Genomic DNA, 23,670 nt, shown 5'->3' with positions numbered 1-23,670 from the left:
GGTCAGATTTAACAAAAAAGATACAATTTTGTTATATTGCGTTAGCTATCACGCTTTTAAAACGTATGACCCTTACGACATGAAATGGCCCTGCAACCGGTATCGATTTCCCGGGAACAGCAGTCTGGCATGCGACACAATATGCGACGAAGACCAGGTACGGCGACGAATGAGCAGGCAAGGATCGTGCTCTTTGATCCGCAACAGTTCGCACTCCTGCGGCGTAGCGCGAACCGCTTCCACGATGTGTTCCCCTTCCGTCAGTGGCGCGATGAGCGAAAGATAGGCATGTGGCGTGGTCTGGGTGTAATCCTGATCCAGGTACTCGGGCACCCGATCGGCGTTCACGCAGCGATCTTCAATCTGCACCGGGATGTCGTTTTCATAATGCACCATCACGGAATGAAAGATGCGGCTTCCCTCTTTGACATTCAGCTCTACGGCCTGCTCGGCGCTGGCCTGTGTCTCTTCGAGCACCAGCACTTCACAGTGGTGCTGATGGTTTCGCGAGGCTATCTCATCGGCAATACTTCTGATCTCAAACAGCGCCGATTGCCCTTTCGGCTCCGCGACGAAGGTTCCGACCCCCTGCAGACGCACCAGAAGGCCCTCATCGGTCAGCTCGCGCAGCGCCCGGTTGATGGTCATTCGGCTAAAACCAAACTGTGCGACCAGTTCGGCCTCGGACGGAATGCGATCGTGCGGCCGCCAGACGCCGGTTGCGATTTTTTCGCTGATGGCCTGCTTCACCTTTTCGTAGAAAGGCGCGGGAGGGCTGGACTGCGACAGCGGTGAGCGTGAAAACATCCTGACTCCTTAAACGTTGTTATGCCCACCAGTGAGCAATTTGCCAGGCCAGACGGGCGGCAAGCTTTGCCCCCTGTCCGTCCCGATCGTACTGCGGGTTAAATTCTACCAGATCGGCAGCCTGCAGTTTTCCACTGTGGCAGATGTGTTCAATCACCGGCAGAAGATCCAGCGCGGGTACCCCTAACGCCGCGGGCGCTGAGACGGCTGGCATTTCGCCAGCAGGCAAAACATCGAGGTCAATGGTGAGGTAAACGCGGTCGGCCTGGGCCAGGACCTTGTCCAGAGCCGATAACGCATCTCGCCTGAAATGAAGGTCTTCCACCAGCGTGACGTTTAGTCGCTCAGCTTCATCCCACAGCGCCTGCGTGTTCGCCGCCCGGCTGACGCCCAGGCAGGCATACTGAAAATCGCGCGCCTGATCCGCACAGTAGTGTGCCAGCTGACGAAACGGCGTGCCGGATGTCGCGTGCTCCGCCTTGCGCAGGTCAAGGTGTGCATCCAGATTTATCACCACCACGCGCGCGTTCGGGAAAGCATCCAGAACCCCGCGGCCATGCGCCCAGGCGGTCTCGTGTCCCCCGCCAAAAACCAGCGTACGCATGCCGGACTGCTGGCAGGCCTGCACGGCATCGCTTAACGCCCGCTGAGCCGCTTCCAGGTTATCGCCCTCGACATATACCGACCCCATATCCACCAGCCGGTCATGTCCATGATGACTTGCCATGTTCGCCAGCGCTTTGCGAAGCACCTCCGGGGCCTGTACGGCGCCGGGCCTGCCCTGATTGCGTTTTACCCCTTCATCACATTCAAACCCTATCAAAGCGATGCCGGATGACTGAGGGGTAAATACCGGCATCTGTCGTAGGGTCTGAAAAATACGTTTTGCATTGCTGGCCTCGGCGCTGTCGTCGCGCCCCTGCCAGACGGTCTCGGCAACCGGCCGCCAGAGTCTCATACGCTCTCCCCACGGAAAATACGTTGATACAACGGATTGCGTCCCGGCTCGTAGACCATTTCGACCGGGTGATGTGCATCCCAGACGACAAAGTCAGCCACGAATCCAGCCTGCAGCTGCCCGTGCGTGGCCCCGCGTCCCAGCGCCTGGGCAGCATGTCGCGTCGCGCCAGCCCAGGCCTCTTCAGGCGTCAGGCCAAACTGCACGCAGGCCATATTCATCGCGAGATGAATACTCGCGAACGGGCTGGTGCCGGGGTTATAGTCGGTGGCGACAGCCATGGGAACGCCCTCTTTTCTGAGTTTTTCAACCGGCGGACGCTGGCGCTCCTGAAGAAAATAGAACGCCCCCGGCAGTAATACCGCAACCGTGCCGTTGTGCGCCATCGCCTGAACACCGTCATCGTCGAGATATTCAATATGATCGGCGGAAAGCCCCTTAAAGCGGCTGACCAGCGCCGCGCCGCCAAGATTTGAAAGCTGTTCCACGTGTCCTTTGACCGGAATCCCCAGGGCAGTGGCAGCGCGGAAAAGCCGCTCGGTTTGCGCTGGCGTGAAGCCGACATTTTCGCAAAACACATCCACGGCTTCGAATAAGCCTTTTTGCCACAGCGTGGGCATCATCTGCTCGCACACCGTGGTGAGATACGCGTTCGCGTCATGGCGGTATTCCGCCGGAACCGCATGCGCAGCCAGAAGCGTTGGGCTGATCTCTACCGGATTGTTCTGGCCCAGCTGGCGGGCGACCTGCAGCATCTTCTCTTCCGCTTCGGCGTTGAGACCATATCCCGACTTGATTTCAACCGTGGTCACCCCTTCATCGATCAGCCGCTGCAGACGCTGTTGCGCCAGCCTGAGCAGGGTCTCGGGCGAACTGCTCCGCGTCGCCGTCACGGTCGCGTTAATCCCGCCGCCCTGCGCGCTGATGGTTTGATAAGAGACGCCGTTCAGACGCTGCTCCCACTCTGCCGCACGATCGCCACCGAACACCAGGTGGGTATGGCAGTCAATCAGCCCGGGGGTGACCAGACGACCGTGCAGATCGACACAGTGACGGTGGCCGGAAGGGATGTCGGATTCGGGAATAACGGCCAGAATCGTCTGGCCGCGCACCACCAGGGCGTGCTGCGCTTTCAGGCCATAAGGCGTGCTGTCGTCCGGGATCATTGTCGCCAGTCGCGCATTGCGCCATATTACATCGTCGGGATGAAGCTGCTGCATGGGCATTCCACTTGTCATGGGTTGTATAGACATTTATTTTCATCTGCCCCCTGCTGTCAACCGCTCTGGCGGAAAATGTTATTTATTTGTGATGACTTTCCCGCCTCCCGCGGGTAAAAAATGCATCTTTTACCCTTTTTATCTTCCCGTTTCGCTCAACTTAGTATAAAAAAGCAGGCTATTTCGTCTATCCCGTTAAGACTTGCATACCCAGGAGCTTTACCTTGAACATTTCCAGGATTTCCCGTCTGGCGTTAGCGCTCGCCTTTGGCGTGACATTATCCGCATGCAGTTCTACCCCACCGGACCAGCAGCCTTCTGAGCAGGTTGCACCGGGTACCGCCTCTCGCCCGATTTTGTCCGCTGATGAAGCGAAGAACTTTGACCGTGCACACTACTTCTCGGCGATGGACCCTAACGCTGCGCCGTGGACACCGTCTTCTATTAACCTGCCGAAACAACCTGACTTCGTTGTCGGTCCGGCAGGTACGCAGGGCGTGACGCACACGACGATTCAGGCTGCGGTTGACGCGGCTATCACCAAACACAGCGCCTCTCGCCAGTACATCGCGATCCTGCCTGGGGAATATGAAGGCACCGTTTACGTTCCGGCAGCACCGGGCAGCATCACCCTTTACGGGACAGGCGAGAAAGCGGTCGACGTGAAAATTGGTCTGGCGATTGATTCTGAAATCGACAGCAACACCTGGCGTCGCCTGGTCAACCCGGCGGGTAAATACATGCCAGGCAAACCGGCGTGGTATATGTTTGACAACTGCCAGAGCAAGCGTGCAGCTACCATCGGCGTGATGTGTTCTGCGGTCGTCTGGTCTCAGAATAATGGCCTGCAGCTGCAGAACCTGACCATTCAGAATACCCTGGGCGATAGCGTTGATGCCGGTAACCACCAGGCCGTTGCACTGCGTAGCGATGGCGATAAAGTGCAGATCAACAACGTGAATATTCTCGGCCGTCAGAACACCTTCTTTGTGACAAACAGCGGTGTTCAGAACACGCTGCAGAATAACCGTCTGACCCGTACGCTGGTCACTAACAGCTACGTTGAAGGTGACGTGGATCTGGTCTCCGGTCGCGGCGCGGTGGTGTTTGAGAACACCGATTTCCGCGTGGTGAATTCACGCACTCAGCAGGAAGGTTATGTGTTTGCCCCTGCCACGCAATCTAACCTGTTCTACGGCTTCCTGGCCGTTAACAGCCGCTTTAACGCGTCCGGTGACGGCGTCGCGCAGCTGGGCCGCTCGCTGGATGTGGACTCTGCCACCAACGGTCAGGTTGTTATTCGTGACAGCGTGATCAACGAAGGTTTCAACATGGCTAAGCCATGGGCCGATGCCGCTATCTCCAAACGTCCTTTCTCCGGCAATACCGGTAGCGTGGATGATAAAGGTAACGTGCAACGCAACCTGAATGACGCGAACTTCAACCGCATGTGGGAATACAACAACCGCGGTCTGGGTAGCAAAGTGGTTGCTGAGCCTAAGCAATAAAAGAATGCGTTGATGTCTTTTGCTGTACTCGCCCGGTGCCCACCGGGCATAAAAAAACCTCGCATTTGCGAGGTTTTTTGTTTTAAGCCTTTTAGTGTGCGTTTACCACCACCCACATTGGCCCCTGGCCGACGGCGTAACGCCCTTTCTCTTCCAGCAGCCCCTGCGCACCTTTGATTTCGTACAGCGCGATGTGGTGAGATTTTTGCCCCGCCGCAATCAGGTATTTACCGCTGTGATCGATATTAAACCCGCGTGGCTGGGTTTCGGTAGGCTGGAAACCTTCAATCGCCAGCACGCTACCGTCTTCAGAAACGCTGAATACCGTAATCAGGCTGGAGGTACGGTCGCAGGCATACAGATGACGCCCATCCGGGGTGATGTGAATATCAGCCGCCCAGCGGGTGTCAGAGAAGTCAGACGGCATCATATCCAGCGTCTGCACGCACTCAATCTTGCCGTTAGGATCTTTCAGTTCCCATACGTCAACAGAACTGTTCAGCTCGTTCACCACATAGGCGTACTGTTGGTTCGGGTGGAACACCAGATGGCGCGGGCCCGCGCCCTCAACGGTGGTCACTTCAGCAGGATTCTGCGCCACCAGGTGCCCATCATCGCTCAGGGTAAACAGGCAGATACGATCCTGTTTCAGCGCAGGGACCCACAGCGTACGGTTATCCGGAGAAATATTCGCCGAGTGGCATCCTTCCAGCCCGTCAACCACCTCCACGGTTTCAAGCGGTAGGCCCGCTTCCAGACGCGTTACGCTGACACAGCCGGCATTGTAAGAGCCGCTGAAGATGAAGTTGCCTTTGCGATCGGTGGAGATATGCGTTGGGCTGCCCGGTAAAGGTGCTTCCGCAGTGTAAGTCAGCGCGCCGTCGTCCGGCGAGATGCGGTAGGCCAGCACGCGAAACTCCGGGCGCACACCCACGTACAAGAAACGTTTATCCGGGCTGATAACCATCGGCTGCACCTGACCTGGCACATCAACAACCTGAACCAGCGTGAGGGTACCCTCGGTATTTAAACGCCAGACGTGGATCTGCTGGCTTTCAGGACTGGCGGTATAAACGGTTTGTTTCATGAATATTCACTCCTCACTGCGCATGAAAGTAGTTAACTTTTGACGGTGAATGCTGAATTGTCATCGGGAATTTTGAAGCCTTTGCCTCTCGGTGTACCATCCCTTCAGAACGTAAATTCAATATTAACCCGGAAAAACAAATGACCTCGCGTGTAATAGCTCTGGATTTAGACGGTACCTTACTTACTCCGCAGAAAACCCTTCTCCCCTCTTCCCTTGAAGCACTCAAACGCGCGCAGGAAGTGGGATATCAACTCCTTATCGTAACGGGTCGACATCACGTTGCCATTCATCCTTTTTATCAGGCACTGGCGTTAGATACACCTGCAATTTGTTGTAATGGCACTTATTTGTATGATTATCAGGCAAAAAAGGTTTTAGAATCCGATCCGCTGCCCGTGCCTCAGGCGCTGCAATTGATTGATCTGCTTGATGAGCATGCCATTCACGGCCTGATGTATGTGGATAACGCAATGGTGTATGAACGTCCGACAGGCCACGTGATCCGCACCAGCAACTGGGCATTGTCTCTGCCTGAAGCGCAGCGTCCGGTCTTTACCCAGGTTTCCTCCCTGCGCCAGACGGCTCAGGATGTCGATGCTATCTGGAAATTTGCGCTGACGGATGAAGATACCACCAAACTGAATGCCTTCGCGACGCACGTTGAACAAACGCTGGGTCTGGAGTGCGAGTGGTCCTGGCACGACCAGGTCGATATCGCCCGCAAAGGCAACAGCAAAGGCAAGCGTCTGACGCAGTTCGTGGAGTCACAGGGCGGGTCAATGCAGGATGTGATTGCCTTTGGCGATAACTACAACGACATCAGCATGCTGGAGGCCGCCGGTACAGGCGTGGCAATGGGCAACGCCGACGATGCGGTAAAAGCGCGTGCTAACGTCGTGATTGGTGATAACACCACCGACAGCATCGCGCAGTATATTTATACCCACCTGCTGTAATCAGGTGGTGATGGAGACGCTCTTGATTTGCGCGTAAAGCCACAGGCCAGGCTTGATCCCTAACTCATCTCTGGCCCACGGACTGATGCGCGCCCAGAGCGTCTTGCTGCCCACCTCGAGCTTCACCTCAACCTGACCGTTATCATCAAAACACTCCGCCACTTTCGCGCGCAGGATATTGCGAATACTGGTCTGCAGCGGCGCTTGCAGCACCAGAGAGACATCTGAAGCCTGAATACGTATACGCAACGCAGACTGCAGCGGTTTGTCGATTTTGTTGACCCACAAATGCTGGTCGCCCAGCGCCAGTGCGGTCATCGCATAATGCGGGTGATGTTCCAGCACGCTCACCTTAAGGATGCTGCTCTGCTGCTCCTTCGGTAACCACGGGTGCATCACGCTGCTGCCCCACACCTCTTCCAGATTGCCGAATGCCTTAACGCTGCCCTCTTCCAGTACCAGCACTTTATCGGCCAGATGCAGGATCTCATCCAGCGAATGGCTGACGTAGAGCATCGGGATATTGATTTCGCGTGCCAGGCGCTGAAGATAGGGCAGCAGTTCACGTTTTCGCGGAATATCCAGCGAGGCCAGCGGTTCGTCGAGCAACAGCAGTTCTGGCGCGGTGAGCAACGCGCGGCCTATCGCTACGCGCTGTTTTTCACCACCAGAAAGCGATGAAGGGAGCCGGTCCAGCAGTGACTCAATGCCCAGCAGCGCCACCAGCTTATCAAATTGCGCGGCCATGCTTTTGGCCATGCCGTAGCGAAGATTACCGCGCACGCTGTAATGCGGAAATAATCGCGCATCCTGAAAAACATAACCAATTTGCCGCTTATCCGGTGCCAGGTAAATTTTGTTCTCAACGTCGTTTAAGACACGATCGTTGAGCACAATCCGTCCGGACTGCGGTCGCGTCAGCCCGCTGATGGCATTGATCAATGAGGTTTTCCCTGCACCTGATACGCCAAAGATGGCGGTAATGCCGCTCGCAGGCAGCGTCTCGTTAAGGGTCAGGGTATGATTTCCCAGCGTCTGGGTGAACTGAAGTTCGAGCATGACTATTTCCCCATCCGCTCGCGACTGAGTCGCGCCAGCCATTCCGAAACCAGCAGCGAGACCAGCGCCAGCACAATTGAGATAATGCACAGCCGCGCCGCGGCACCTTCTCCACCCGGCGTCTGGATCAGGGTGTACATTGCTGACGGGATCGTTCGCGTCTCACCGGGGATATTCGACACAAAGGTAATCGTGGCACCAAACTCACCCAGCGAGCGGGCGAACGCCAGTACCGTGCCGACAATAATGCCCGGCAGCGTAAGCGGGAGCGTGATGGTGAAAAAGACGCGCCAGCGCCCGGCACCCAGCGTGCGGGCAGCCTGTTCCAGTTTGATATCAACCCCTTCCAGCGCCAGGCGAATAGCCCTGACCATCAGCGGGAATGACATCACCGCCGCCGCCAGTACCGCCCCTCGCCAGCTAAACGCAAACGTCAGCCCAAACCAGTCATATAACCATTCGCCAATAAAACCGCGCCGCCCCATCGACACCAGCAGCAGGTAGCCAACCACCACCGGTGGCAACACGAGGGGAAGATGAAGAACGCTATCCAGCAGGGCTTTGCCGGGAAACTTACAGCGAACCAGTAACCAGGCAAAGAAGATCCCAAAGGGCAAACTCAGCGTAACCGCCAGGGAAGAGACTTTCAGGCTCAGCAGGACAGCCTGCCATTCAGGATCGGTCAATATCATTAGTGAGTCGTAAATCCGTAACGTTTAAAGATTGCGGACGCTTCGGGTCCCTTCAGGTATTCGCTGAAGGCCGTCACGGTCGCATTTTTATGTCCATCAACAATCGCAACAGGATATTCCACTTTCTTGTGGGAGTCTTCCGGGAACGTACCAACCACTTTCACCCCTTTACTGGCGACGGCGTCCGACCCGTAGACTATCCCCAGCGGCGCTTCATTACGTTCAACCAGCGCCAGAGCACCGCGCACATCTTCAGCCGGAGCCAGTGTGGGCGATAACGTCTCCCAGGCACCCAGTTTTTGCAATGCTTCTTTGGCGTAGATCCCCGCTGGTACATGCTCCGGATCGCCAACGGCCAGGCGTCCTCCGTTCAGCAGCCGGGTCCAGGGGGTCTCTTTGTTGATAGTGATTTCGCCTTGCTGACTGGCTTTCGGCGCCACCACGACAAGGCTATTCCCCAGCAATGTTTCGCGGGTAGTTGCATCAATCGATTTCTTTTCAGCCGCGTAATCCATCCACTTCTGGTCTGCAGAGATGAACAGATCGGCCGGTGCTCCCGCTTCAATCTGACGTGCCAGCGTCGATGAAGAAGCAAAAGAGGAGACCACCTCGACGTTCTTCTCTTTTTTATACGCTGTCGCAATATCCTGCATCGCGTTGGTCAACGACGCCGCCGCAAAGACGGTAATTTTACCCTCGTTAGCCAGCGCGTGTCCGCTCAGCGAAAGTGTCAGCGTTGCCCCTGCGAAAAGGCGTGCCCATGTACGTGCCATTTGTAGCTCCTGTGAGTATCGTTATATACACATTAATATAACGGTAACTCCGGGGAGATCCCAGCGTTAAATCGTACCGCTCAAGGGGTACAGCAAGCTGATGCTTTAAATAATATCGGCGAGAAAGGGAAATACTTGAGAGCAAAACGCCCGGGCAAGCCGGGCGTTTCGGGGGGAAATTAATGCTGCTTTTTAGCCTGGTCTCTGTGACCAATGTTCGAAAATACGTTGAACACTTCACCCAGGCCGTAGATGGCACCGAGGATAACGGCCATCACTACTGGTACCATGATCACGGCGAATACCAGACTTTTCAACAATTCCAACATGGTTTTCTCCAGATATTGTGAATAGCTTATTCTACCCTGAAAAGTGAGAAAAACATCCCCTTTTGTGCGGTGCCCTTTGCGACCTTCGCCATTTGGGTCACAATGCACTTTTTGCCAGGACAGTGTTATGCAGGCCGAAATTCTCCTCACTCTACGACTACAGCAGAAGCTTTTCGCCGATCCGCGACGTATCGCCCTGCTTAAACAAATAGAACAAACCGGTTCAATAAGCCAGGGGGCTAAGAACGCTTGCATTAGCTATAAAAGCGCCTGGGATGCCATCAACGACATGAACACCCTGAGCGAGCAAACGCTGGTTGACCGGGCCACGGGCGGCAAAGGCGGTGGAGGTGCGATCCTGACACGTTACGGCCAGCGCCTGGTTCAGCTGTATGATCTGCTGGCGCAGATCCAGCAAAAAGCATTTGATGTGTTAAGTGACGACGATAATCTCCCGCTGGACAGCCTGCTGGCTGCCATTTCCCGCTTTTCGCTGCAAACCAGCGCCCGTAACCAGTGGTTTGGTACGGTGATGGCGGGCGATAACGCCCAGGTGCAGCGTCATATTGAGATCCTGCTTGCCGATGGAACAACCCGTCTGAAAGCCGCGATTACCGCACAAAGCGCAGATCGACTGGCGCTGAATGAAGGTAAAGAGGTGCTGGTGTTACTGAAAGCGCCGTGGGTGAATATCACTGCCGATGCCGAAAAAGCAAAAGCCGCTGATAACCAGCTACGCGGTGCCATCCGCCACGTTGAACGCGGTGAAGAGCAGTGTGAAGTACTGATGACCCTGCCGGACGGGCAAGAACTCTGCGCAACCCTTCCCCTCAGCGATGCCGCAGAATTAGAAGAAGGTGCTGTGGTGACCGCATATTTCAACGCCGACCGGGTGATTATCGCCACATTGTGCTGAGCACATTGACAAGCGTGTCGACAGTGAGTATCCCTGACATCTGTTGCTGCAAAAAATGGGATAAGTCATGTCATCATTGCATATTTCGCAAGGCACGTTTCGTCTTAGCGACACCCGAACGCTGACGATTTCTGATTTAACAATACGCGCCGGTGAAAGCTGGGCGTTTGTCGGTACAAACGGAAGCGGGAAATCAGCGCTGGCCCGTGCGCTGAGCGGAGAGCTCGCGCACCTTAAAGGTGAATACCAGTGTAACTTTACGCGCCTGACGCGCCTGTCATTCGAGCAGCTGCAAAAGCTGGTGAGCGATGAATGGCAGCGCAATAACACCGATTTACTCAGCCCGGGCGAAGAGGATACGGGCCGCACGACGGCAGACATTATTCAGGATGAGGTCAACAATCCTGCCCGTTGTGCGTATCTGGCAGAACAGTTTGGCATCACCTCCCTGCTGAACCGGCGCTTTAAATACCTTTCGACCGGTGAGACCCGGAAAACGCTGCTGTGTCAGGCGCTGATGAGCGAGCCGGAACTGTTGATTCTGGATGAACCGTTCGACGGTCTCGACGTGCAGTCCCGCGCACAGCTGGCCACCCTGCTCGGCTCGCTTAACCAGCAGGGCTATACGCTGGTACTGGTGCTTAACCGTTTTGATGAAATTCCTGAGTTTATTCAGAACGCCGGCGTGCTCGCTGACTGCAACCTGACCGAAACCGGCGAAAAATCGGCGTTACTTAAGCAGGCGTTAATTGCCCAACTGGCGCACAGTGAAAACCTGGACGGCATTACGCTGCCGGAACCGGACGCACCTTCTGCCCGCCACGCGTTAGATCCCCACCAGCCGCGCATCGTGCTGCGTGATGGCGTGGTAGCGTATGACGATCGACCGATCCTTAATCATCTCAGCTGGACGGTCAACCCGGGTGAACACTGGCAAATTGTTGGCCCCAACGGCGCGGGAAAATCAACGCTGCTGAGCCTGATCACCGGCGATCACCCTCAGGGCTACAGTAACGATCTCACCCTGTTTGGCCGCCGCCGCGGAAGCGGTGAAACGATCTGGGATATCAAAAAGCATATCGGCTATGTCAGCAGCAGCCTGCATCTGGATTACCGGGTCAGCACCACGGTGCGCAATGTGATCCTGTCCGGGTATTTTGATTCCATCGGCATTTATCAGGCGGTCTCGGACAAACAGCATAAGCTGGCCCAGCAGTGGCTGGATATTCTGGGGATGGATAACCGGGTCGCTGACGCGCCGTTTCATAGCCTTTCGTGGGGACAGCAGCGTCTGGCACTGATCGTTCGCGCGCTGGTGAAACACCCGACCCTTCTGATCCTCGACGAACCGCTACAGGGGCTGGACCCATTAAACCGCCAGCTGATCCGCCGTTTTGTGGATGTCCTGATTAGCGAAGGCGAAACGCAGCTGCTGTTCGTTTCCCATCATGCCGAAGATGCCCCGTCCTGCATTACGCACCGCCTCGAGTTTGTGCCCGACGGTGAACGCTATCAGTACCTGCTGAGCAAAATCGATTAACCCCGGAGGGCTCTGCCCCTCCGTTTTTTCGGATAACCTGCACAAAGACTTCCCTATCCCTTTGATCTACAATGTCGCATTGCCGCCAAAAAACGGATTTTAAAAGCAGTGTAAACGATTCCACTATTTTATCCCATGTCACACTTTTCGCGTCTCTGTTATGCTATGGTTATTACATACCATAAGCCCAATGGAGCGAAATATGCGAGTTCTGGTAACAGGTGGTAGCGGTTACATTGGTAGTCATACCTGCGTGCAGCTGCTGCAAAACGGTCATGATGTCATCATCCTCGACAACCTGTGCAATAGTAAGCGCAGCGTGCTGCCTGTGATTGAACGTCTTGGCGGTAAACAACCGACCTTCGTGGAAGGCGACATCCGCAATGAAGCGTTGATGACCGAGATCCTTCACGACCATGCCATTGAGACGGTGATCCATTTCGCCGGCCTGAAAGCGGTGGGTGAATCCGTCGCGAAACCGCTGGAGTATTACGACAACAACGTCAACGGTACCCTGCGTTTGATCTCCGCCATGCGCGCAGCGAACGTTAAAAACTTTATCTTCAGCTCTTCCGCAACCGTCTACGGCGATCAGCCAAAAATCCCTTACGTTGAAAACTTCCCGACCGGTACGCCGCAAAGCCCGTATGGCAAAAGCAAACTGATGGTGGAGCAGATCCTCACCGATCTGCAAAAAGCGCAGCCTGAATGGAGCATCGCCTTGCTGCGCTACTTCAACCCGGTTGGCGCCCATCCGTCAGGCGATATGGGTGAAGATCCACAGGGCATCCCGAATAACCTGATGCCGTACATCGCCCAGGTGGCCGTTGGCCGCCGTGAGTCACTGGCTATTTTCGGTAATGATTATCCAACCGAAGACGGTACCGGTGTGCGTGATTATATCCACGTCATGGATCTGGCCGACGGCCACGTGGCGGCAATGCAGCAGCTGGCCGATAAGCCAGGCGTGCATATTTACAACCTCGGCGCCGGGATCGGCAGCAGCGTGCTGGACGTCGTGAATGCCTTCAGTAAGGCCTGCGGTAAGCCTGTGAATTATCACTTCGCACCGCGCCGTGAAGGCGACCTCCCGGCTTACTGGGCCGATGCCTCCAAAGCCGATAAAGAGCTTAACTGGCGTGTCACCCGCACGCTTGATGAAATGGCACAGGATACCTGGCACTGGCAGTCTCGCCATCCACAAGGTTATCCGGACTAAGGATCCGTCATGACTTCGTTCAATCCCGTCGATCATCCGCATCGTCGTTTTAACCCGCTAAGCGGGCAATGGATTTTGGTTTCTCCGCATCGCGCCAAGCGCCCCTGGCAGGGGGCGCAAGAGACGCCTGCAAAACAGACGCTTCCCCAGCACGACCCGGACTGCTTCCTGTGTCCGGGCAACACGCGTGTGACGGGCGATAAAAACCCGGACTACAAAGGCACCTTCGTTTTCACCAACGATTTTGCCGCCCTGATGACCGACACGCCCGACGCGCCGGATAGCCAGGACCCGCTGATGCGCTGTGAAAGCGCGCGCGGCACCAGCCGTGTTATCTGTTTCTCGCCCGATCACAGCAAAACGCTGCCGGAGCTGAGTGTTGACGCGCTGAAAGAGGTCGTCAGCACCTGGCAGACGCAAACTGCTGAACTGGGCCAGACCTACCCGTGGGTACAAGTGTTCGAAAACAAGGGCGCGGCAATGGGCTGCTCTAACCCGCACCCGCACGGTCAGATCTGGGCCAACAGTTTCCTGCCAAACGAAGCCGAGCGTGAAGACCGTCTGCAAAAAGCCTATTTCGCGGAAAACGGATCGCCGATGCTGGTGGATTACACCCGTCGTGAACTGGCCGATGGCAGCCGAACGGTGGTGGAAACCGAGCATTGGCTGGCCGTCGTACCTTACTGGGCAGCATGGCCATTTGAGACGCTGCTTCTGCCAAAAGCACAGGTTCTGCGCATCACCGATCTGAGCGTCGCACAGCGCGATGACCTCGCCCTGGCACTGAAGAAACTGACCAGCCGTTATGACAACCTGTTCCAGTGCTCCTTCCCCTATTCAATGGGCTGGCATGGCGCTCCGTTTAACGGTGAAGAGAATCAACACTGGCAGTTGCATGCCCATTTCTATCCGCCGCTGCTGCGCTCTGCGACGGTACGTAAATTCATGGTGGGCTATGAAATGCTGGCAGAAACCCAGCGTGACCTGACGGCAGAACAGGCTGCAGAACGCCTGCGGGCTGTGAGTGACGTCCATTATCGCGAATCAGGAGTCTAAAAAATGAGTCTGAAAGATAAAACACAATCCCTGTTTGCTGAGAAATTTGGCTACCCTGCCACCCATGTCATTCAGGCACCTGGCCGCGTGAACCTGATTGGTGAACATACCGACTATAACGATGGTTTCGTTCTGCCGTGCGCCATTGATTACCAGACGGTCATTAGCTGCGCTAAGCGCGATGACCGCAAAGTCCGCGTTATTGCAGCGGATTACAACAATGAGACGGATGAGTTTTCCCTCGATGCACCCATCGTTACCCACGACAGCCAGCAATGGTCTAACTACGTGCGCGGCGTGGTAAAACACCTGCAGAAACGTAATAAAAACGTGGGCGGCGCTGATCTGGTCATCAGCGGAAACGTGCCTCAGGGCGCCGGGTTAAGCTCGTCCGCGTCGCTGGAAGTCGCCGTGGGTACCGTCTTCCAGCAGCTTTATCATCTGCCACTGGACGGGGCACAAATCGCCCTGAATGGTCAGGAAGCGGAAAACCAGTTTGTGGGCTGTAACTGCGGCATCATGGACCAGCTGATCTCTGCGCTGGGTAAAAAAGAGCATGCCTTGCTTATCGACTGCCGCTCTCTGGGTACCAAAGCCGTTCCCTTGCCAAAAGGCGCAGCTGTGGTAATTATTAACAGCAACTTTAAACGCACGCTGGTGGGCAGTGAGTACAACACCCGCCGCGAGCAGTGTGAAACCGGCGCACGCTTCTTCCAGCAACCTGCGCTGCGTGACGTTTCGCTCAACGAGTTCAATAAAGTGGCGCACGAACTGGATCCGGTAGTGGCGAAACGCGTTCGCCATGTGCTGACGGAAAATGCCCGTACCGTTGAAGCGGCGTCCGCGCTGGCGAAAGGCGACCTGAAACGTATGGGTGAACTGATGGCAGAATCTCACGCCTCCATGCGCGATGATTTTGAAATCACCGTTCCGCAAATCGATACCCTGGTGGACATCGTCAAAGCCACGATTGGCGATAAAGGCGGTGTGCGCATGACCGGCGGCGGCTTCGGTGGCTGCATTGTTGCCCTGATGCCGGAAGAGCTCGTCCCTGCCGTCCAGCAGGCGGTGGAAAAACAGTACGAAGCGAAAACAGGTATTAAAGAAACTTTCTACGTGTGTAAAGCATCACAAGGAGCAGGACAGTGCTAAACGAAACGCCAACCCTTGCCCCGGATGGCCTGCCGTATCGCCTGTTAACCCTGCGCAACAGCGCAGGAATGGTGGTTACGTTAATGGACTGGGGTGCCACTTTGCTATCCGCTCGTGTACCAATGCCTGATGGCAGCGTACGTGAAACCCTGCTTGGCTGCGCGTCGCCTGAGCAGTATGTCAATCAGTCCGCCTATCTTGGCGCGTCTGTCGGCCGTTATGCTAACCGCATCGCGAAAAGCGCTTTCGAACTTGATGGCGAGCGTTACTCGTTGCTTTCCAGTCAGGGCGAAAACCAGTTGCACGGTGGACCTGAAGGGTTCGATAAGCGCCGCTGGAAAATCGCTCAGCAAAACGACCGCGAAGTGCTGTTCTCACTGGACTCGCGTGACGGTGACCAGGGATTCCCCGGTAACCTCACCGCGTTCGCGCATTTCACGCTGGCTGACGATAACCGTATCGCCATTGAATATCGCGCGAAAGTTGATAAGCCGTGCCCGGTCAATCTGACCAACCACGCTTATTTCAACCTGGACGGCAACCAGTGCGACGTGCGTAATCACACGCTCCAGATCCTGGCCGATGCCTATCTGCCGGTGGATGAAATGGGGATCCCGTATCAGGGGCTCAAGGCCGTCAGCGGTACCAGCTTTGATTTTCGCAACGGAAAAACCATCGCACAGGATTTCCTGAGCGATGACGATCAGCGCAAGGTGAAAGGCTATGACCACGCGTTCCTGCTGCAGGCGAAAGGCGATGTGACTCAGCCTGCCGCGCAGGTCTGGTCTGCGGATGAGAAACTGCAGATGACGGTCTACACCACGGCCCCTGCCCTGCAATTCTATTCAGGCAACTACCTTGGCGGCACCACGGCACGCGAACATGAAGAGTACAGCGACTGGCAAGGGCTGGCGCTGGAAAGCGAGTTCCTGCCGGACAGCCCGAACCATCCAGAATGGCCACAGCCGGACTGTGTGCTGCGCCCGGGTGAAGAGTACGTTAGCGTGACAGAATATCATTTCATCCCGCATTCATAATTCCCAGCCCTCCTTGCGGAGGGCTTTTTCTCTCCGTCTTGCTGAAAATAGCGCCGATCGCAGACAAAATCATAACCCTGGATTCACAAGCATCTTACACTCAGAGACTATTTTCGCTATGGTTAGGGTTAAGCGTTGCTGCTGGCACTGTCACGGCAATATAATGAGAATTGTTATCATTCAATAAAGCTTATGAGGAGTACGATATGGCTGTAACTAAGCTGGTCCTGGTGCGTCATGGCGAAAGCCAGTGGAACAACGAAAACCGCTTTACCGGTTGGTACGACGTTGATCTGTCAGAAAAAGGCGTAAGCGAAGCAAAAGCAGCAGGTAAACTGCTGAAGGCTGAAGGCTTCAGCTTTGATTTTGCTTACACCTCTGTGCTGAAACGTGCCATCCATACACTGTGGAACGTTCTGGACGAACTGGATCAGGCCTGGCTGCCGGTTGAGAAATCCTGGAAACTGAACGAGCGTCACTACGGTGCGCTGCAGGGTCTGAACAAAGCGGAAACCGCTGAAAAATACGGTGACGAGCAGGTTAAACAGTGGCGTCGCGGCTTCGCGGTAACCCCACCAGAGCTGACCAAAGATGACGAGCGCTACCCGGGCCACGACCCGCGTTACGCGAAACTGACGGATGCTGAGCTGCCAACGACCGAGAGCCTGGCGCTGACCATCGACCGCGTTGTGCCTTACTGGAACGAAACCATTCTGCCACGCCTGAAAAGCGGCGAGCGCGTGATCATCGCAGCTCACGGTAACTCCCTGCGTGCGCTGGTGAAATACCTGGACAACATGGGTGAAGACGAGATCCTCGAACTGAACATCCCAACTGGCGTTCCGCTGGTGTATGAGTTCGACGAAAACTTCAAACCAATCAAACATTACTATCTGGGCAACGCTGATGAGATCGCTGCAAAAGCCGCGGCTGTAGCGAACCAGGGTAAAGCGAAATAATTTTCGCTGGACATAAAAAAAGCGTGGAGCAATCCACGCTTTTTTATTTGGCTCCTGAAACTCAGCCGCGACGCGCTTTTACCGCATTCGCCAGTTGACGCAGAAGGACATCCGTATCGTCCCAGCCGATGCAGGCGTCCGTGACGCTCTTGCCGTAAACCAGCGGCTCGCTGCCTTCCAGATTCTGGTTACCTTCCACCAGATGGCTTTCGATCATCACGCCAATAATCGCGTTCTCACCGCCGGCAATCTGCTGACAAACATCGGCGCCGACTTCCATCTGCTTTTTAAACTGCTTGCTGGAGTTGGCATGGCTGAAGTCGATCATCACCTGTTGTGGCAGACCCGCTTTTTCCAGCCCGACCTTCACGTCTGCCACATGTTTTGCGCTGTAGTTCGGCTCTTTACCGCCACGCAGAATAATATGACAGTCACCGTTACCGCTGGTATTCACAATGGCGGAGTGACCCCATTTGGTGACGGACAGGAAGCAGTGCGGTGCCCCGGCGGCATTGATGGCGTCAATTGCCACCTTAATGGTGCCATCGGTACCGTTTTTAAAACCAACCGGACACGAGAGACCTGACGCCAGTTCGCGGTGAACCTGAGATTCTGTAGTACGCGCACCGATTGCGCCCCAGCTCATCAGATCCGCCAGATATTGCGGCGTAATCATGTCGAGGAACTCACCGGCAGCCGGCAAACCGCTGTCGTTGATCTCCAGCAGCAGTTTGCGCGCAATACGCAGACCGTCGTTGATCTGGAAACTGTTATCCATATGCGGGTCGTTAATCAGCCCTTTCCAGCCAACGGTCGTACGCGGCTTTTCGAAGTAAACACGCATGACAATTTCCAGCTCGCCTTGCAGTTCTTCGCGAAGCTGGAGCAATCTTGCTGCGTACTCTTTGGCCGCAGCAGGATCGTGAATTGAGCAAGGGCCAATCACCACCAGAAGACGATCGTCATTACCTTTCAGGATCTTATGGATCGCTTTACGAGCATGAGACACCGTGTTTGCGGCATTTTCAGTGGCGGGGAATTTCTCAAGGAGTGCTACAGGAGGTAATAACTCATTGATCTCTTTAATACGTAAATCGTCGTTCTGATAATTCATTTTCTTTCCAGCTCTGCCATATCTTTAGTAATGAAAGCAATCCTTTCAATCTAACTTGCCGACCAGAAAGTGTAAACACGGTTTTACACTTCACGCAGATAATTCCTGGAATTCACCTAAAAATCGCCACAAAATAGCGAAAAACGAGATCTAACCTAAGCTTTTTAACTGTAACAACCACTTTTGTTTGATTAAACGCGATTCCATACTGACGTAAGTCCGTATGACGGAATCTTTCGCCTCTGAAAAAGATGCACTGTTGGAAAATGTTATCCAGCGTAACGATAAGAACAGGAGCACCAAGATGAAAATGACGAAACTGGCAACCCTCTTCCTCACAGCCTCCCTTACCCTGGCAAGCGGCAGCGTCCTTGCCGCTGAGACGGGCTCAACAGATAACAACGGTGATGCAAATGCCGCGGCGGCGGCGGGTCAGGTCGCCCCTGATGCAAAACAGAATATCGCCCCGAATAATGTCGATAACAGCCAGATCAATACCGGGAACACTAATACCGGAGGCACGATGTTGCATCCGGACAGTAGCGGCTCTGGCACCATGAATCATGACACGATGAGTACCGATGAAATGCATAAGAACACCATGTGCAAAGACGGTAAGTGTCCGAATTCGAATGACAAAGTGGGCGACGATGCCAATACCAAAACGGATGGCACAACCCAATAATCCGTGACGGATGTTAACGTAAAAGGAGAGCTCTGGCTCTCCTTTCTTTTTGGAGTAAGCCATTAAAAACGCTACACTAAAAACAATAACAACAAGGAAAACTGATATGGCGCACACGCATTCACACACCCCGTCTCCTGGCGATGACAACGCTAAACGCCTTATGCTGGCCTTCGGCGTCACGGCAACGTTTATGGTTATCGAGGTCATTGGTGGCCTGGTTTCCGGCTCTCTGGCGCTTCTGGCGGATGCCGGACATATGCTTACCGATGCCGCCGCCCTGCTCTTCGCTCTGTTGGCCGTGCAGTTTGCCCGTCGTCCGCCTAACGCGCGTCATACCTTTGGCTGGCTGCGACTGACCACTCTGGCGGCGTTTGTTAACGCTATTGCTCTGGTGGTTATCACCCTTCTTATCGTCTGGGAAGCCATACAGCGCTTTCGTCACCCACAGCCGGTCGCCGGAGCGACAATGATGGTTATCGCCGTAGCAGGTCTACTGGCGAATCTTCTGGCGTTCTGGATTTTGCATCGCGGCAGCGGGGAAAAGAACCTCAACGTGCGCGCTGCGGCCCTGCATGTCATGGGCGATTTACTGGGTTCCGTCGGTGCTATTGTGGCCGCGCTGGTGATCCTTTATACCGGCTGGACGCCCGTCGACCCGATTCTGTCCGTGCTGGTATCGTGTCTGGTATTGCGCAGTGCCTGGCGGCTGCTGAAGGAGAGCGTGAATGAACTGCTTGAAGGGGCGCCGGCATCCGTGGACATTGCCGAGCTTAAACGCAACCTGCGTCGTTCCGTACCCGAAGTGCGCAATGTGCATCATGTCCATGTCTGGCTGGTGGGTGAGAAACCGGTCATGACATTGCACGTCCAGGTGATCCCTACCCATGACCATGATGGCCTGCTTGAGCGCATCCAGCACTTTCTCGAACATCATTATGAGATTGGCCACGCCACCATCCAGATGGAGTACCAGCCCTGTAACGGCCCGGACTGCCACCTGAACGAGGCGCAGTCCGGCCATTCACATCATCACCATCATTAGTTCGAAAGCGCGCGAGAGCCTCGCTCACGCGCGCTGTTAATCCACATCCGGCTCCCGTTCAGGGCAATGAAGGTCAGCAGCAGATACTCCAGCGACATCGCATAGACGCCCTGAAGTGCAAAAATAACCACGCTAATGACGTTAATGACGACCCAGAGCAGCCAGTTCTCAACGTATTTACGGGTCATCAGGATCATCGCAGCAATCGACAGCACCATCATGCAGGAGTCCCAGAACGGGAAAGCATCCGGCTGGAGTGATGGCATAGCGACATTCAGCCCGAGGCCAGACATGACCGACACCGCGACACGGGTCAGGAATGCAAACACCGGGTTGATATAGACGGTCATTAAACCAATGGCGACAACGCAGGCGACAAACCAGGCGATAGCTTTCGGTAAGGGCAGCCAGCGGATTTGCAGCTCTGCCTCCTGCTGGCTGTTCTGCCGCGACCACGCGTACCAACCGTAAATGTTCGCCGCAAAGAAGAACAACTGCAAAAGCAGGCTGGCGTACAGCTGGATCTGGAAGAAGATAATCGCAAAGAGCGTAACGTTAATTAACCCGAACGCGTAGTTGCTGATCTTCTCCAGGCTTGCCAGCCAGATACACAATAACCCAGCCAGCGTACCCACGGCCTCAATCCATGACAGGTCATAGCCACCTGCACCAATCGGTATATGAACCAGAATGTTCTGTGTGCTAAAAAAATCCATCTTTTCCCCAGGGCGTATTGAATTAAGTACGTAGTGTAGCCGCAAAATCCAGCATGCGGTTAAGCGGAATTAACGCACCTTCACGCAGAGCAGCATCCACATGGATTTCATGCGCTGCTCCGCCTTTCTCCAGCCCCTCAGCAATAGCTTTCAGGCCGTTCATCGCCATCCACGGGCAGTGCGCGCAGCTACGACACGTCGCCCCCTCGCCCGCCGTTGGTGCTTCAAGCAGCTCTTTCTCAGGCACGGCCTGCTGCATCTTATAGAAGATACCGCGGTCGGTTGCCACGATGAGCTGCTTGTGCGGCAGCGTCCTGGCAGCATTGATAAGCTGGCTTGTGGATCCCACGGCATCCGCCATGTCGACAATGGACTGCGGTGATTCCGGGTGAACAAGGATCGCTGCGTGCGGGTAAAGCGCCTTCATGCGCGAGAGCGCCTGCGTCTTAAATTCATCATGAACAATACAGGCACCCTGCCAGCAAAGCACGTCAGCGCCGGTCTGCTTCTGCACGTAATTGCCGAGATGGCGGTCAGGCGCCCAGATGATTTTCTCGCCCAGGCTGTCCAGATGCTCAATCAGTTCAACGGCGATGCTTGACGTCACGACCCAGTCTGCCCGCGCTTTCACTGCGGCAGAGGTATTGGCATAGACCACCACGGTACGGTCCGGATGGGCATCGCAGAAGGCCGAGAACGCATCAATCGGACAGCCGAGGTCGAGTGAACACTCCGCATGTAGCGTTGGCATCAGAATGTTTTTTTCAGGGCTGAGAATCTTTGCGGTTTCACCCATAAAGCGAACGCCTGCGACCAGTAACGTGGAAGCAGGATGTCTGGCACCAAAGCGTGCCATCTCCAGAGAGTCAGAGATGCAGCCCCCGGTTTCTTCCGCCAGTTGCTGGATTTCCGGGTCGGTGTAGTAATGTGCAACCATCACTGCATCTCGCTCTTTGAGAAGACGTTTGATCTTCTCACGGTAAAACTGCTTCTCATCCTGACTCAGAGGGACAGGCTTTGGCGGGAAGGGATAGATTGCGGCTTCTGGATCAAACATCACGCTCATTATGGCTTCTCGTTTTACTGGCTTAACATTATTGCCTTTCTTTTGCATGACATAGCAAAACGGACGGCAAATGTGTTTTGTATACTAAACAAGATAGCGAATTTGCGAGAAAAAGTCACCGGAAATAGGTGTGCGTAGCACGCATCGGATGGCGACTTCGCCGGAGTCGACCTGCAAGGTCAAAATATGCGGAATACAGATAGCAAAAAAGCGCCTTTAGGGCGCTTTTTTACATTGGTGGGTCGTGCAGGATTCGAACCTGCGACCAATTGATTAAAAGTCAACTGCTCTACCAACTGAGCTAACGACCCCTTGCGGGATGTACTGCAAATCTATTCAGGCTGGTGGGTCGTGCAGGATTCGAACCTGCGACCAATTGATTAAAAGTCAACTGCTCTACCAACTGAGCTAACGACCCGCTTGGGTGTTGCCTGAATTTTTACTCATACCAATAACCTGGTGGGTCGTGCAGGATGACTCGGCTTTGCCTCGCCCTACGGGCCGTTGCTGTTGCAACGTTATCCTTCACGTTTAATATCTGAGTAAGACATTAAAATTGGTGGGTCGTGCAGGATTCGAACCTGCGACCAATTGATTAAAAGTCAACTGCTCTACCAACTGAGCTAACGACCCGGAGTGGTGGGTGATGACGGGCTCGAACCGCCGACCCCCTCCGTGTAAAGGAGATGCTCTACCAACTGAGCTAATCACCCACTCTGTACTACCGGAACTGCTTTAAGTGGTGGGTCGTGCAGGATTCGAACCTGCGACCAATTGATTAAAAGTCAACTGCTCTACCAACTGAGCTAACGACCCACTTTTACGCTGTTTTCACGTTGTTTGATATCCCGTGGCAACGGCGGCATATATTACTGATTTAAGAATTCAGCGCAACAAAAATTTCGATGAAGATCACTTAACTGCTTACGAATCATGCTGCACGACCAGAAATAACGCGATTTCTGGTCATGCGATAATCATCCCATCGAATTCAGACGTTTTTGCGCCTGCTTCGCACCTTCGGTGCCAGGGAATTTAGCAACCACCTGCTGATAAACCGCTTTCGCTTTCGCAGTGTCACCTTTGTCCTGCATGATGACACCGACTTTAAACATCGCATCAGGCGCTTTTGGCGATTTCGGGTAATTTTTCACCACTGAGGCAAAATAAAACGCCGCATCGTCCTTTTTACCCTTGTTGTAATTCAGCTGACCCAGCCAATAATTTGCATTTGGCAGATAAGTAGAATCAGGGTATTTCTTCACAAAGTTCTGAAACGCAACGATAGCGTCATCCTGACGAGATTGATCCTGTACCAGGGCAATGGCCGCGTTGTAGTCCGTATTCGCGTCACCGCTCTGAACAGGCGCTCCCGTCGAGGCCGAAGCATCTGCCGCAGGAGCAGGGGTCGACGTCGCCGCACCGCTCTGATCGCCTGCTGCTGGCTGCGCAGCTGCGCCACCGCTGCTGAGACTATCCATCTGCAGCAAGATTTGCTTCTGACGTTCCACAACCTGGTTAAGCTGATACTGGCTTTCCTGAATCTGACCACGGAGAGAATCAATATCGTTTTGGTTGTCGGAAAGTTGTTGCTGGAGTTGGGTTAAAAGCTGGCTGTGAGCGTTAGAAATACGCTCGAGTTGAGTGACCCGGTCTTCTACCGAGCCTGAGCCGACACTACTGATTGGTGCCTGAGCAAAAGCGGCCCAGGGGGCCGCTATTCCAACCAGTAACGACAGACTCAACAGATGATGTCTGAAGTTACTGCTCATG

23 protein-coding genes and 5 tRNA genes are annotated in these 23,670 nt (G+C 54.7%); 11 read left to right on the top strand and 17 right to left on the bottom strand.

Translation table 11 applies throughout. The features are described from left to right. Positions 1-72 precede the first annotated feature (72 nt). From ACMGG3_RS02595 to hutI, 3 genes are read right to left on the bottom strand one after another with little or no spacing between them, the layout of a single operon-like run. Entirely contained in the window at positions 73-807 is a 735-nt protein-coding gene (locus tag ACMGG3_RS02595) for a histidine utilization repressor (RefSeq protein WP_014169210.1), read from the bottom strand. Positions 808-826: 19 nt separating this feature from the next. Next, on the bottom strand, positions 827-1,765 hold the full coding sequence (gene hutG, locus ACMGG3_RS02590) for a formimidoylglutamase (protein ID WP_414149549.1): 939 nt from the start codon (positions 1,763-1,765) through the stop codon (positions 827-829). After that, positions 1,762-2,985 carry an imidazolonepropionase gene (gene hutI, locus ACMGG3_RS02585; RefSeq protein ID WP_414149905.1) on the bottom strand — a complete coding sequence of 408 codons (1,224 nt, stop codon included), beginning with the start codon at positions 2,983-2,985 and terminating at the stop codon, positions 1,762-1,764. Before hutI ends, hutG begins: the two co-directional genes overlap by 4 nt. Positions 2,986-3,209: 224 nt before the next feature. Here hutI and ACMGG3_RS02580 point away from each other — a divergent pair, with 224 nt between their 5' ends. Beyond that, positions 3,210-4,493: a putative acyl-CoA thioester hydrolase gene (locus ACMGG3_RS02580; RefSeq protein ID WP_014169207.1), complete on the top strand. Its 1,284-nt coding sequence runs from the start codon at positions 3,210-3,212 to the stop codon at positions 4,491-4,493. 91 nt (positions 4,494-4,584) lie between these two features. Here the strand turns inward: ACMGG3_RS02580 and pgl are convergent, their stop codons facing one another. Beyond that, the gene (gene pgl / locus ACMGG3_RS02575) at positions 4,585-5,580 is read right to left on the bottom strand and encodes a 6-phosphogluconolactonase (RefSeq protein WP_182268363.1); all 996 of its coding nucleotides are present in this window, start codon (positions 5,578-5,580) and stop codon (positions 4,585-4,587) included. A gap of 140 nt (positions 5,581-5,720) precedes the next feature. Here pgl and ACMGG3_RS02570 point away from each other — a divergent pair, with 140 nt between their 5' ends. Beyond that, positions 5,721-6,539 (top strand): pyridoxal phosphatase, encoded by an 819-nt coding sequence (locus tag ACMGG3_RS02570; RefSeq protein WP_182268362.1) that lies wholly within the window; start codon positions 5,721-5,723, stop codon positions 6,537-6,539. Here ACMGG3_RS02570 and modC read toward each other — a convergent pair whose 3' ends face one another. The 4 genes from modC to ACMGG3_RS02550 all read right to left on the bottom strand — a co-directional run bounded on the left by modC (position 6,540) and on the right by ACMGG3_RS02550 (position 9,392). Then, the gene (modC, locus tag ACMGG3_RS02565; RefSeq protein ID WP_414149548.1) at positions 6,540-7,598 is read right to left on the bottom strand and encodes a molybdenum ABC transporter ATP-binding protein ModC; all 1,059 of its coding nucleotides are present in this window, start codon (positions 7,596-7,598) and stop codon (positions 6,540-6,542) included. It abuts the gene before it with no gap. A 2-nt stretch (positions 7,599-7,600) separates the two neighbouring features. Next, positions 7,601-8,290 carry a molybdate ABC transporter permease subunit gene (gene modB / locus ACMGG3_RS02560; protein WP_020884946.1) on the bottom strand — a complete coding sequence of 230 codons (690 nt, stop codon included), beginning with the start codon at positions 8,288-8,290 and terminating at the stop codon, positions 7,601-7,603. Next, positions 8,290-9,063 carry a molybdate ABC transporter substrate-binding protein gene (modA, locus tag ACMGG3_RS02555; RefSeq protein ID WP_414149547.1) on the bottom strand — a complete coding sequence of 258 codons (774 nt, stop codon included), beginning with the start codon at positions 9,061-9,063 and terminating at the stop codon, positions 8,290-8,292. Before modA ends, modB begins: the two co-directional genes overlap by 1 nt. A 179-nt stretch (positions 9,064-9,242) precedes the next feature. Beyond that, the gene (locus ACMGG3_RS02550) at positions 9,243-9,392 is read right to left on the bottom strand and encodes an AcrZ family multidrug efflux pump-associated protein (RefSeq protein WP_020884948.1); all 150 of its coding nucleotides are present in this window, start codon (positions 9,390-9,392) and stop codon (positions 9,243-9,245) included. Between the two features lie 127 nt (positions 9,393-9,519). Between ACMGG3_RS02550 and modE the strand changes: the two genes are divergently transcribed. The 7 genes from modE (at position 9,520) to gpmA (ending at position 17,271) form a co-directional block, all read left to right on the top strand. After that, a complete protein-coding gene (gene modE / locus ACMGG3_RS02545; RefSeq protein WP_414149546.1) occupies positions 9,520-10,308 on the top strand; it encodes a molybdenum-dependent transcriptional regulator in 789 nt (262 codons plus the stop codon). Positions 10,309-10,375: 67 nt separating this feature from the next. Next, positions 10,376-11,848, top strand: a complete 1,473-nt coding sequence (gene modF / locus ACMGG3_RS02540; protein WP_032677710.1) for a molybdate ABC transporter ATP-binding protein ModF — start codon at positions 10,376-10,378, stop codon at positions 11,846-11,848. Positions 11,849-12,050: 202 nt separating this feature from the next. Further along, a complete protein-coding gene (gene galE, locus ACMGG3_RS02535) occupies positions 12,051-13,067 on the top strand; it encodes a UDP-glucose 4-epimerase GalE (protein ID WP_079231262.1) in 1,017 nt (338 codons plus the stop codon). Positions 13,068-13,076: 9 nt separating this feature from the next. Next, a complete protein-coding gene (gene galT / locus ACMGG3_RS02530; protein ID WP_044858639.1) occupies positions 13,077-14,123 on the top strand; it encodes a galactose-1-phosphate uridylyltransferase in 1,047 nt (348 codons plus the stop codon). Between the two features lie 3 nt (positions 14,124-14,126). Continuing rightward, a complete protein-coding gene (gene galK / locus ACMGG3_RS02525; protein ID WP_025204645.1) occupies positions 14,127-15,275 on the top strand; it encodes a galactokinase in 1,149 nt (382 codons plus the stop codon). After that, positions 15,269-16,312, top strand: a complete 1,044-nt coding sequence (galM, locus tag ACMGG3_RS02520; protein WP_333177724.1) for a galactose-1-epimerase — start codon at positions 15,269-15,271, stop codon at positions 16,310-16,312. The genes galK and galM overlap by 7 nt, the downstream gene beginning before the upstream one ends. Positions 16,313-16,518: 206 nt before the next feature. Beyond that, on the top strand, positions 16,519-17,271 hold the full coding sequence (gene gpmA / locus ACMGG3_RS02515; RefSeq protein ID WP_020884954.1) for a 2,3-diphosphoglycerate-dependent phosphoglycerate mutase: 753 nt from the start codon (positions 16,519-16,521) through the stop codon (positions 17,269-17,271). A 61-nt stretch (positions 17,272-17,332) separates the two neighbouring features. Here the strand turns inward: gpmA and aroG are convergent, their stop codons facing one another. Next, positions 17,333-18,385 carry a 3-deoxy-7-phosphoheptulonate synthase AroG gene (aroG, locus tag ACMGG3_RS02510; protein ID WP_040016953.1) on the bottom strand — a complete coding sequence of 351 codons (1,053 nt, stop codon included), beginning with the start codon at positions 18,383-18,385 and terminating at the stop codon, positions 17,333-17,335. 304 nt (positions 18,386-18,689) lie between these two features. Here aroG and ACMGG3_RS02505 point away from each other — a divergent pair, with 304 nt between their 5' ends. Further along, positions 18,690-19,070, top strand: coding sequence for a YbgS-like family protein (locus ACMGG3_RS02505; RefSeq protein ID WP_025204646.1), 381 nt, complete (start codon positions 18,690-18,692; stop codon positions 19,068-19,070). A gap of 106 nt (positions 19,071-19,176) precedes the next feature. After that, the gene (zitB, locus tag ACMGG3_RS02500) at positions 19,177-20,115 is read left to right on the top strand and encodes a CDF family zinc transporter ZitB (protein WP_020884956.1); all 939 of its coding nucleotides are present in this window, start codon (positions 19,177-19,179) and stop codon (positions 20,113-20,115) included. Here zitB and pnuC read toward each other — a convergent pair. The 8 genes from pnuC to cpoB all read right to left on the bottom strand — a co-directional run bounded on the left by pnuC (position 20,112) and on the right by cpoB (position 23,669). Next, on the bottom strand, positions 20,112-20,831 hold the full coding sequence (pnuC, locus tag ACMGG3_RS02495; RefSeq protein ID WP_020884957.1) for a nicotinamide riboside transporter PnuC: 720 nt from the start codon (positions 20,829-20,831) through the stop codon (positions 20,112-20,114). The genes zitB and pnuC overlap by 4 nt on opposite strands. Positions 20,832-20,853: 22 nt before the next feature. Next, positions 20,854-21,897: a quinolinate synthase NadA gene (nadA, locus tag ACMGG3_RS02490; RefSeq protein ID WP_073395772.1), complete on the bottom strand. Its 1,044-nt coding sequence runs from the start codon at positions 21,895-21,897 to the stop codon at positions 20,854-20,856. Positions 21,898-22,132: 235 nt separating this feature from the next. After that, positions 22,133-22,208, bottom strand: a tRNA-Lys gene (locus ACMGG3_RS02485). A 31-nt stretch (positions 22,209-22,239) separates the two neighbouring features. Further along, a tRNA-Lys gene (locus ACMGG3_RS02480) sits at positions 22,240-22,315 on the bottom strand. A gap of 139 nt (positions 22,316-22,454) precedes the next feature. Continuing rightward, positions 22,455-22,530, bottom strand: a tRNA-Lys gene (locus ACMGG3_RS02475). A gap of 4 nt (positions 22,531-22,534) precedes the next feature. After that, positions 22,535-22,610, bottom strand: a tRNA-Val gene (locus ACMGG3_RS02470). Between the two features lie 27 nt (positions 22,611-22,637). Next, positions 22,638-22,713: transfer RNA gene (locus ACMGG3_RS02465), tRNA-Lys, on the bottom strand. Between the two features lie 161 nt (positions 22,714-22,874). Next, positions 22,875-23,669, bottom strand: coding sequence for a cell division protein CpoB (cpoB, locus tag ACMGG3_RS02460; protein ID WP_014169189.1), 795 nt, complete (start codon positions 23,667-23,669; stop codon positions 22,875-22,877). Position 23,670 lies beyond the last annotated feature (1 nt).

This window comes from Enterobacter sp. BNK-18 (assembly GCF_047456135.1).
GTDB lineage: Bacteria > Pseudomonadota > Gammaproteobacteria > Enterobacterales > Enterobacteriaceae > Enterobacter > Enterobacter ludwigii.
This window is presented reverse-complemented; position numbering and strand designations above follow the sequence as displayed.

Bases quoted from the DNA above. Each gene is read 5' to 3' on its own strand.
- cpoB (WP_014169189.1), bottom strand. From the start codon at position 23,669: ATGAGCAGTAACTTCAGACATCATCTGTTGAGTCTGTCGTTACTGGTT.
- hutG (WP_414149549.1), bottom strand. From the start codon at position 1,765: ATGAGACTCTGGCGGCCGGTTGCCGAGACCGTCTGGCAGGGGCGCGAC.
- modF (WP_032677710.1), top strand. From the start codon at position 10,376: ATGTCATCATTGCATATTTCGCAAGGCACGTTTCGTCTTAGCGACACC.
- aroG (WP_040016953.1), bottom strand. From the start codon at position 18,385: ATGAATTATCAGAACGACGATTTACGTATTAAAGAGATCAATGAGTTA.
- modB (WP_020884946.1), bottom strand. From the start codon at position 8,290: ATGATATTGACCGATCCTGAATGGCAGGCTGTCCTGCTGAGCCTGAAA.
- ACMGG3_RS02505 (WP_025204646.1), top strand. From the start codon at position 18,690: ATGAAAATGACGAAACTGGCAACCCTCTTCCTCACAGCCTCCCTTACC.
- modA (WP_414149547.1), bottom strand. From the start codon at position 9,063: ATGGCACGTACATGGGCACGCCTTTTCGCAGGGGCAACGCTGACACTT.
- galT (WP_044858639.1), top strand. From the start codon at position 13,077: ATGACTTCGTTCAATCCCGTCGATCATCCGCATCGTCGTTTTAACCCG.
- galK (WP_025204645.1), top strand. From the start codon at position 14,127: ATGAGTCTGAAAGATAAAACACAATCCCTGTTTGCTGAGAAATTTGGC.
- pnuC (WP_020884957.1), bottom strand. From the start codon at position 20,831: ATGGATTTTTTTAGCACACAGAACATTCTGGTTCATATACCGATTGGT.
- nadA (WP_073395772.1), bottom strand. From the start codon at position 21,897: ATGAGCGTGATGTTTGATCCAGAAGCCGCAATCTATCCCTTCCCGCCA.
- modE (WP_414149546.1), top strand. From the start codon at position 9,520: ATGCAGGCCGAAATTCTCCTCACTCTACGACTACAGCAGAAGCTTTTC.
- modC (WP_414149548.1), bottom strand. From the start codon at position 7,598: ATGCTCGAACTTCAGTTCACCCAGACGCTGGGAAATCATACCCTGACC.
- ACMGG3_RS02550 (WP_020884948.1), bottom strand. From the start codon at position 9,392: ATGTTGGAATTGTTGAAAAGTCTGGTATTCGCCGTGATCATGGTACCA.
- hutI (WP_414149905.1), bottom strand. From the start codon at position 2,985: ATGCAGCAGCTTCATCCCGACGATGTAATATGGCGCAATGCGCGACTG.
- galE (WP_079231262.1), top strand. From the start codon at position 12,051: ATGCGAGTTCTGGTAACAGGTGGTAGCGGTTACATTGGTAGTCATACC.
- zitB (WP_020884956.1), top strand. From the start codon at position 19,177: ATGGCGCACACGCATTCACACACCCCGTCTCCTGGCGATGACAACGCT.
- ACMGG3_RS02595 (WP_014169210.1), bottom strand. From the start codon at position 807: ATGTTTTCACGCTCACCGCTGTCGCAGTCCAGCCCTCCCGCGCCTTTC.
- pgl (WP_182268363.1), bottom strand. From the start codon at position 5,580: ATGAAACAAACCGTTTATACCGCCAGTCCTGAAAGCCAGCAGATCCAC.
- ACMGG3_RS02570 (WP_182268362.1), top strand. From the start codon at position 5,721: ATGACCTCGCGTGTAATAGCTCTGGATTTAGACGGTACCTTACTTACT.
- gpmA (WP_020884954.1), top strand. From the start codon at position 16,519: ATGGCTGTAACTAAGCTGGTCCTGGTGCGTCATGGCGAAAGCCAGTGG.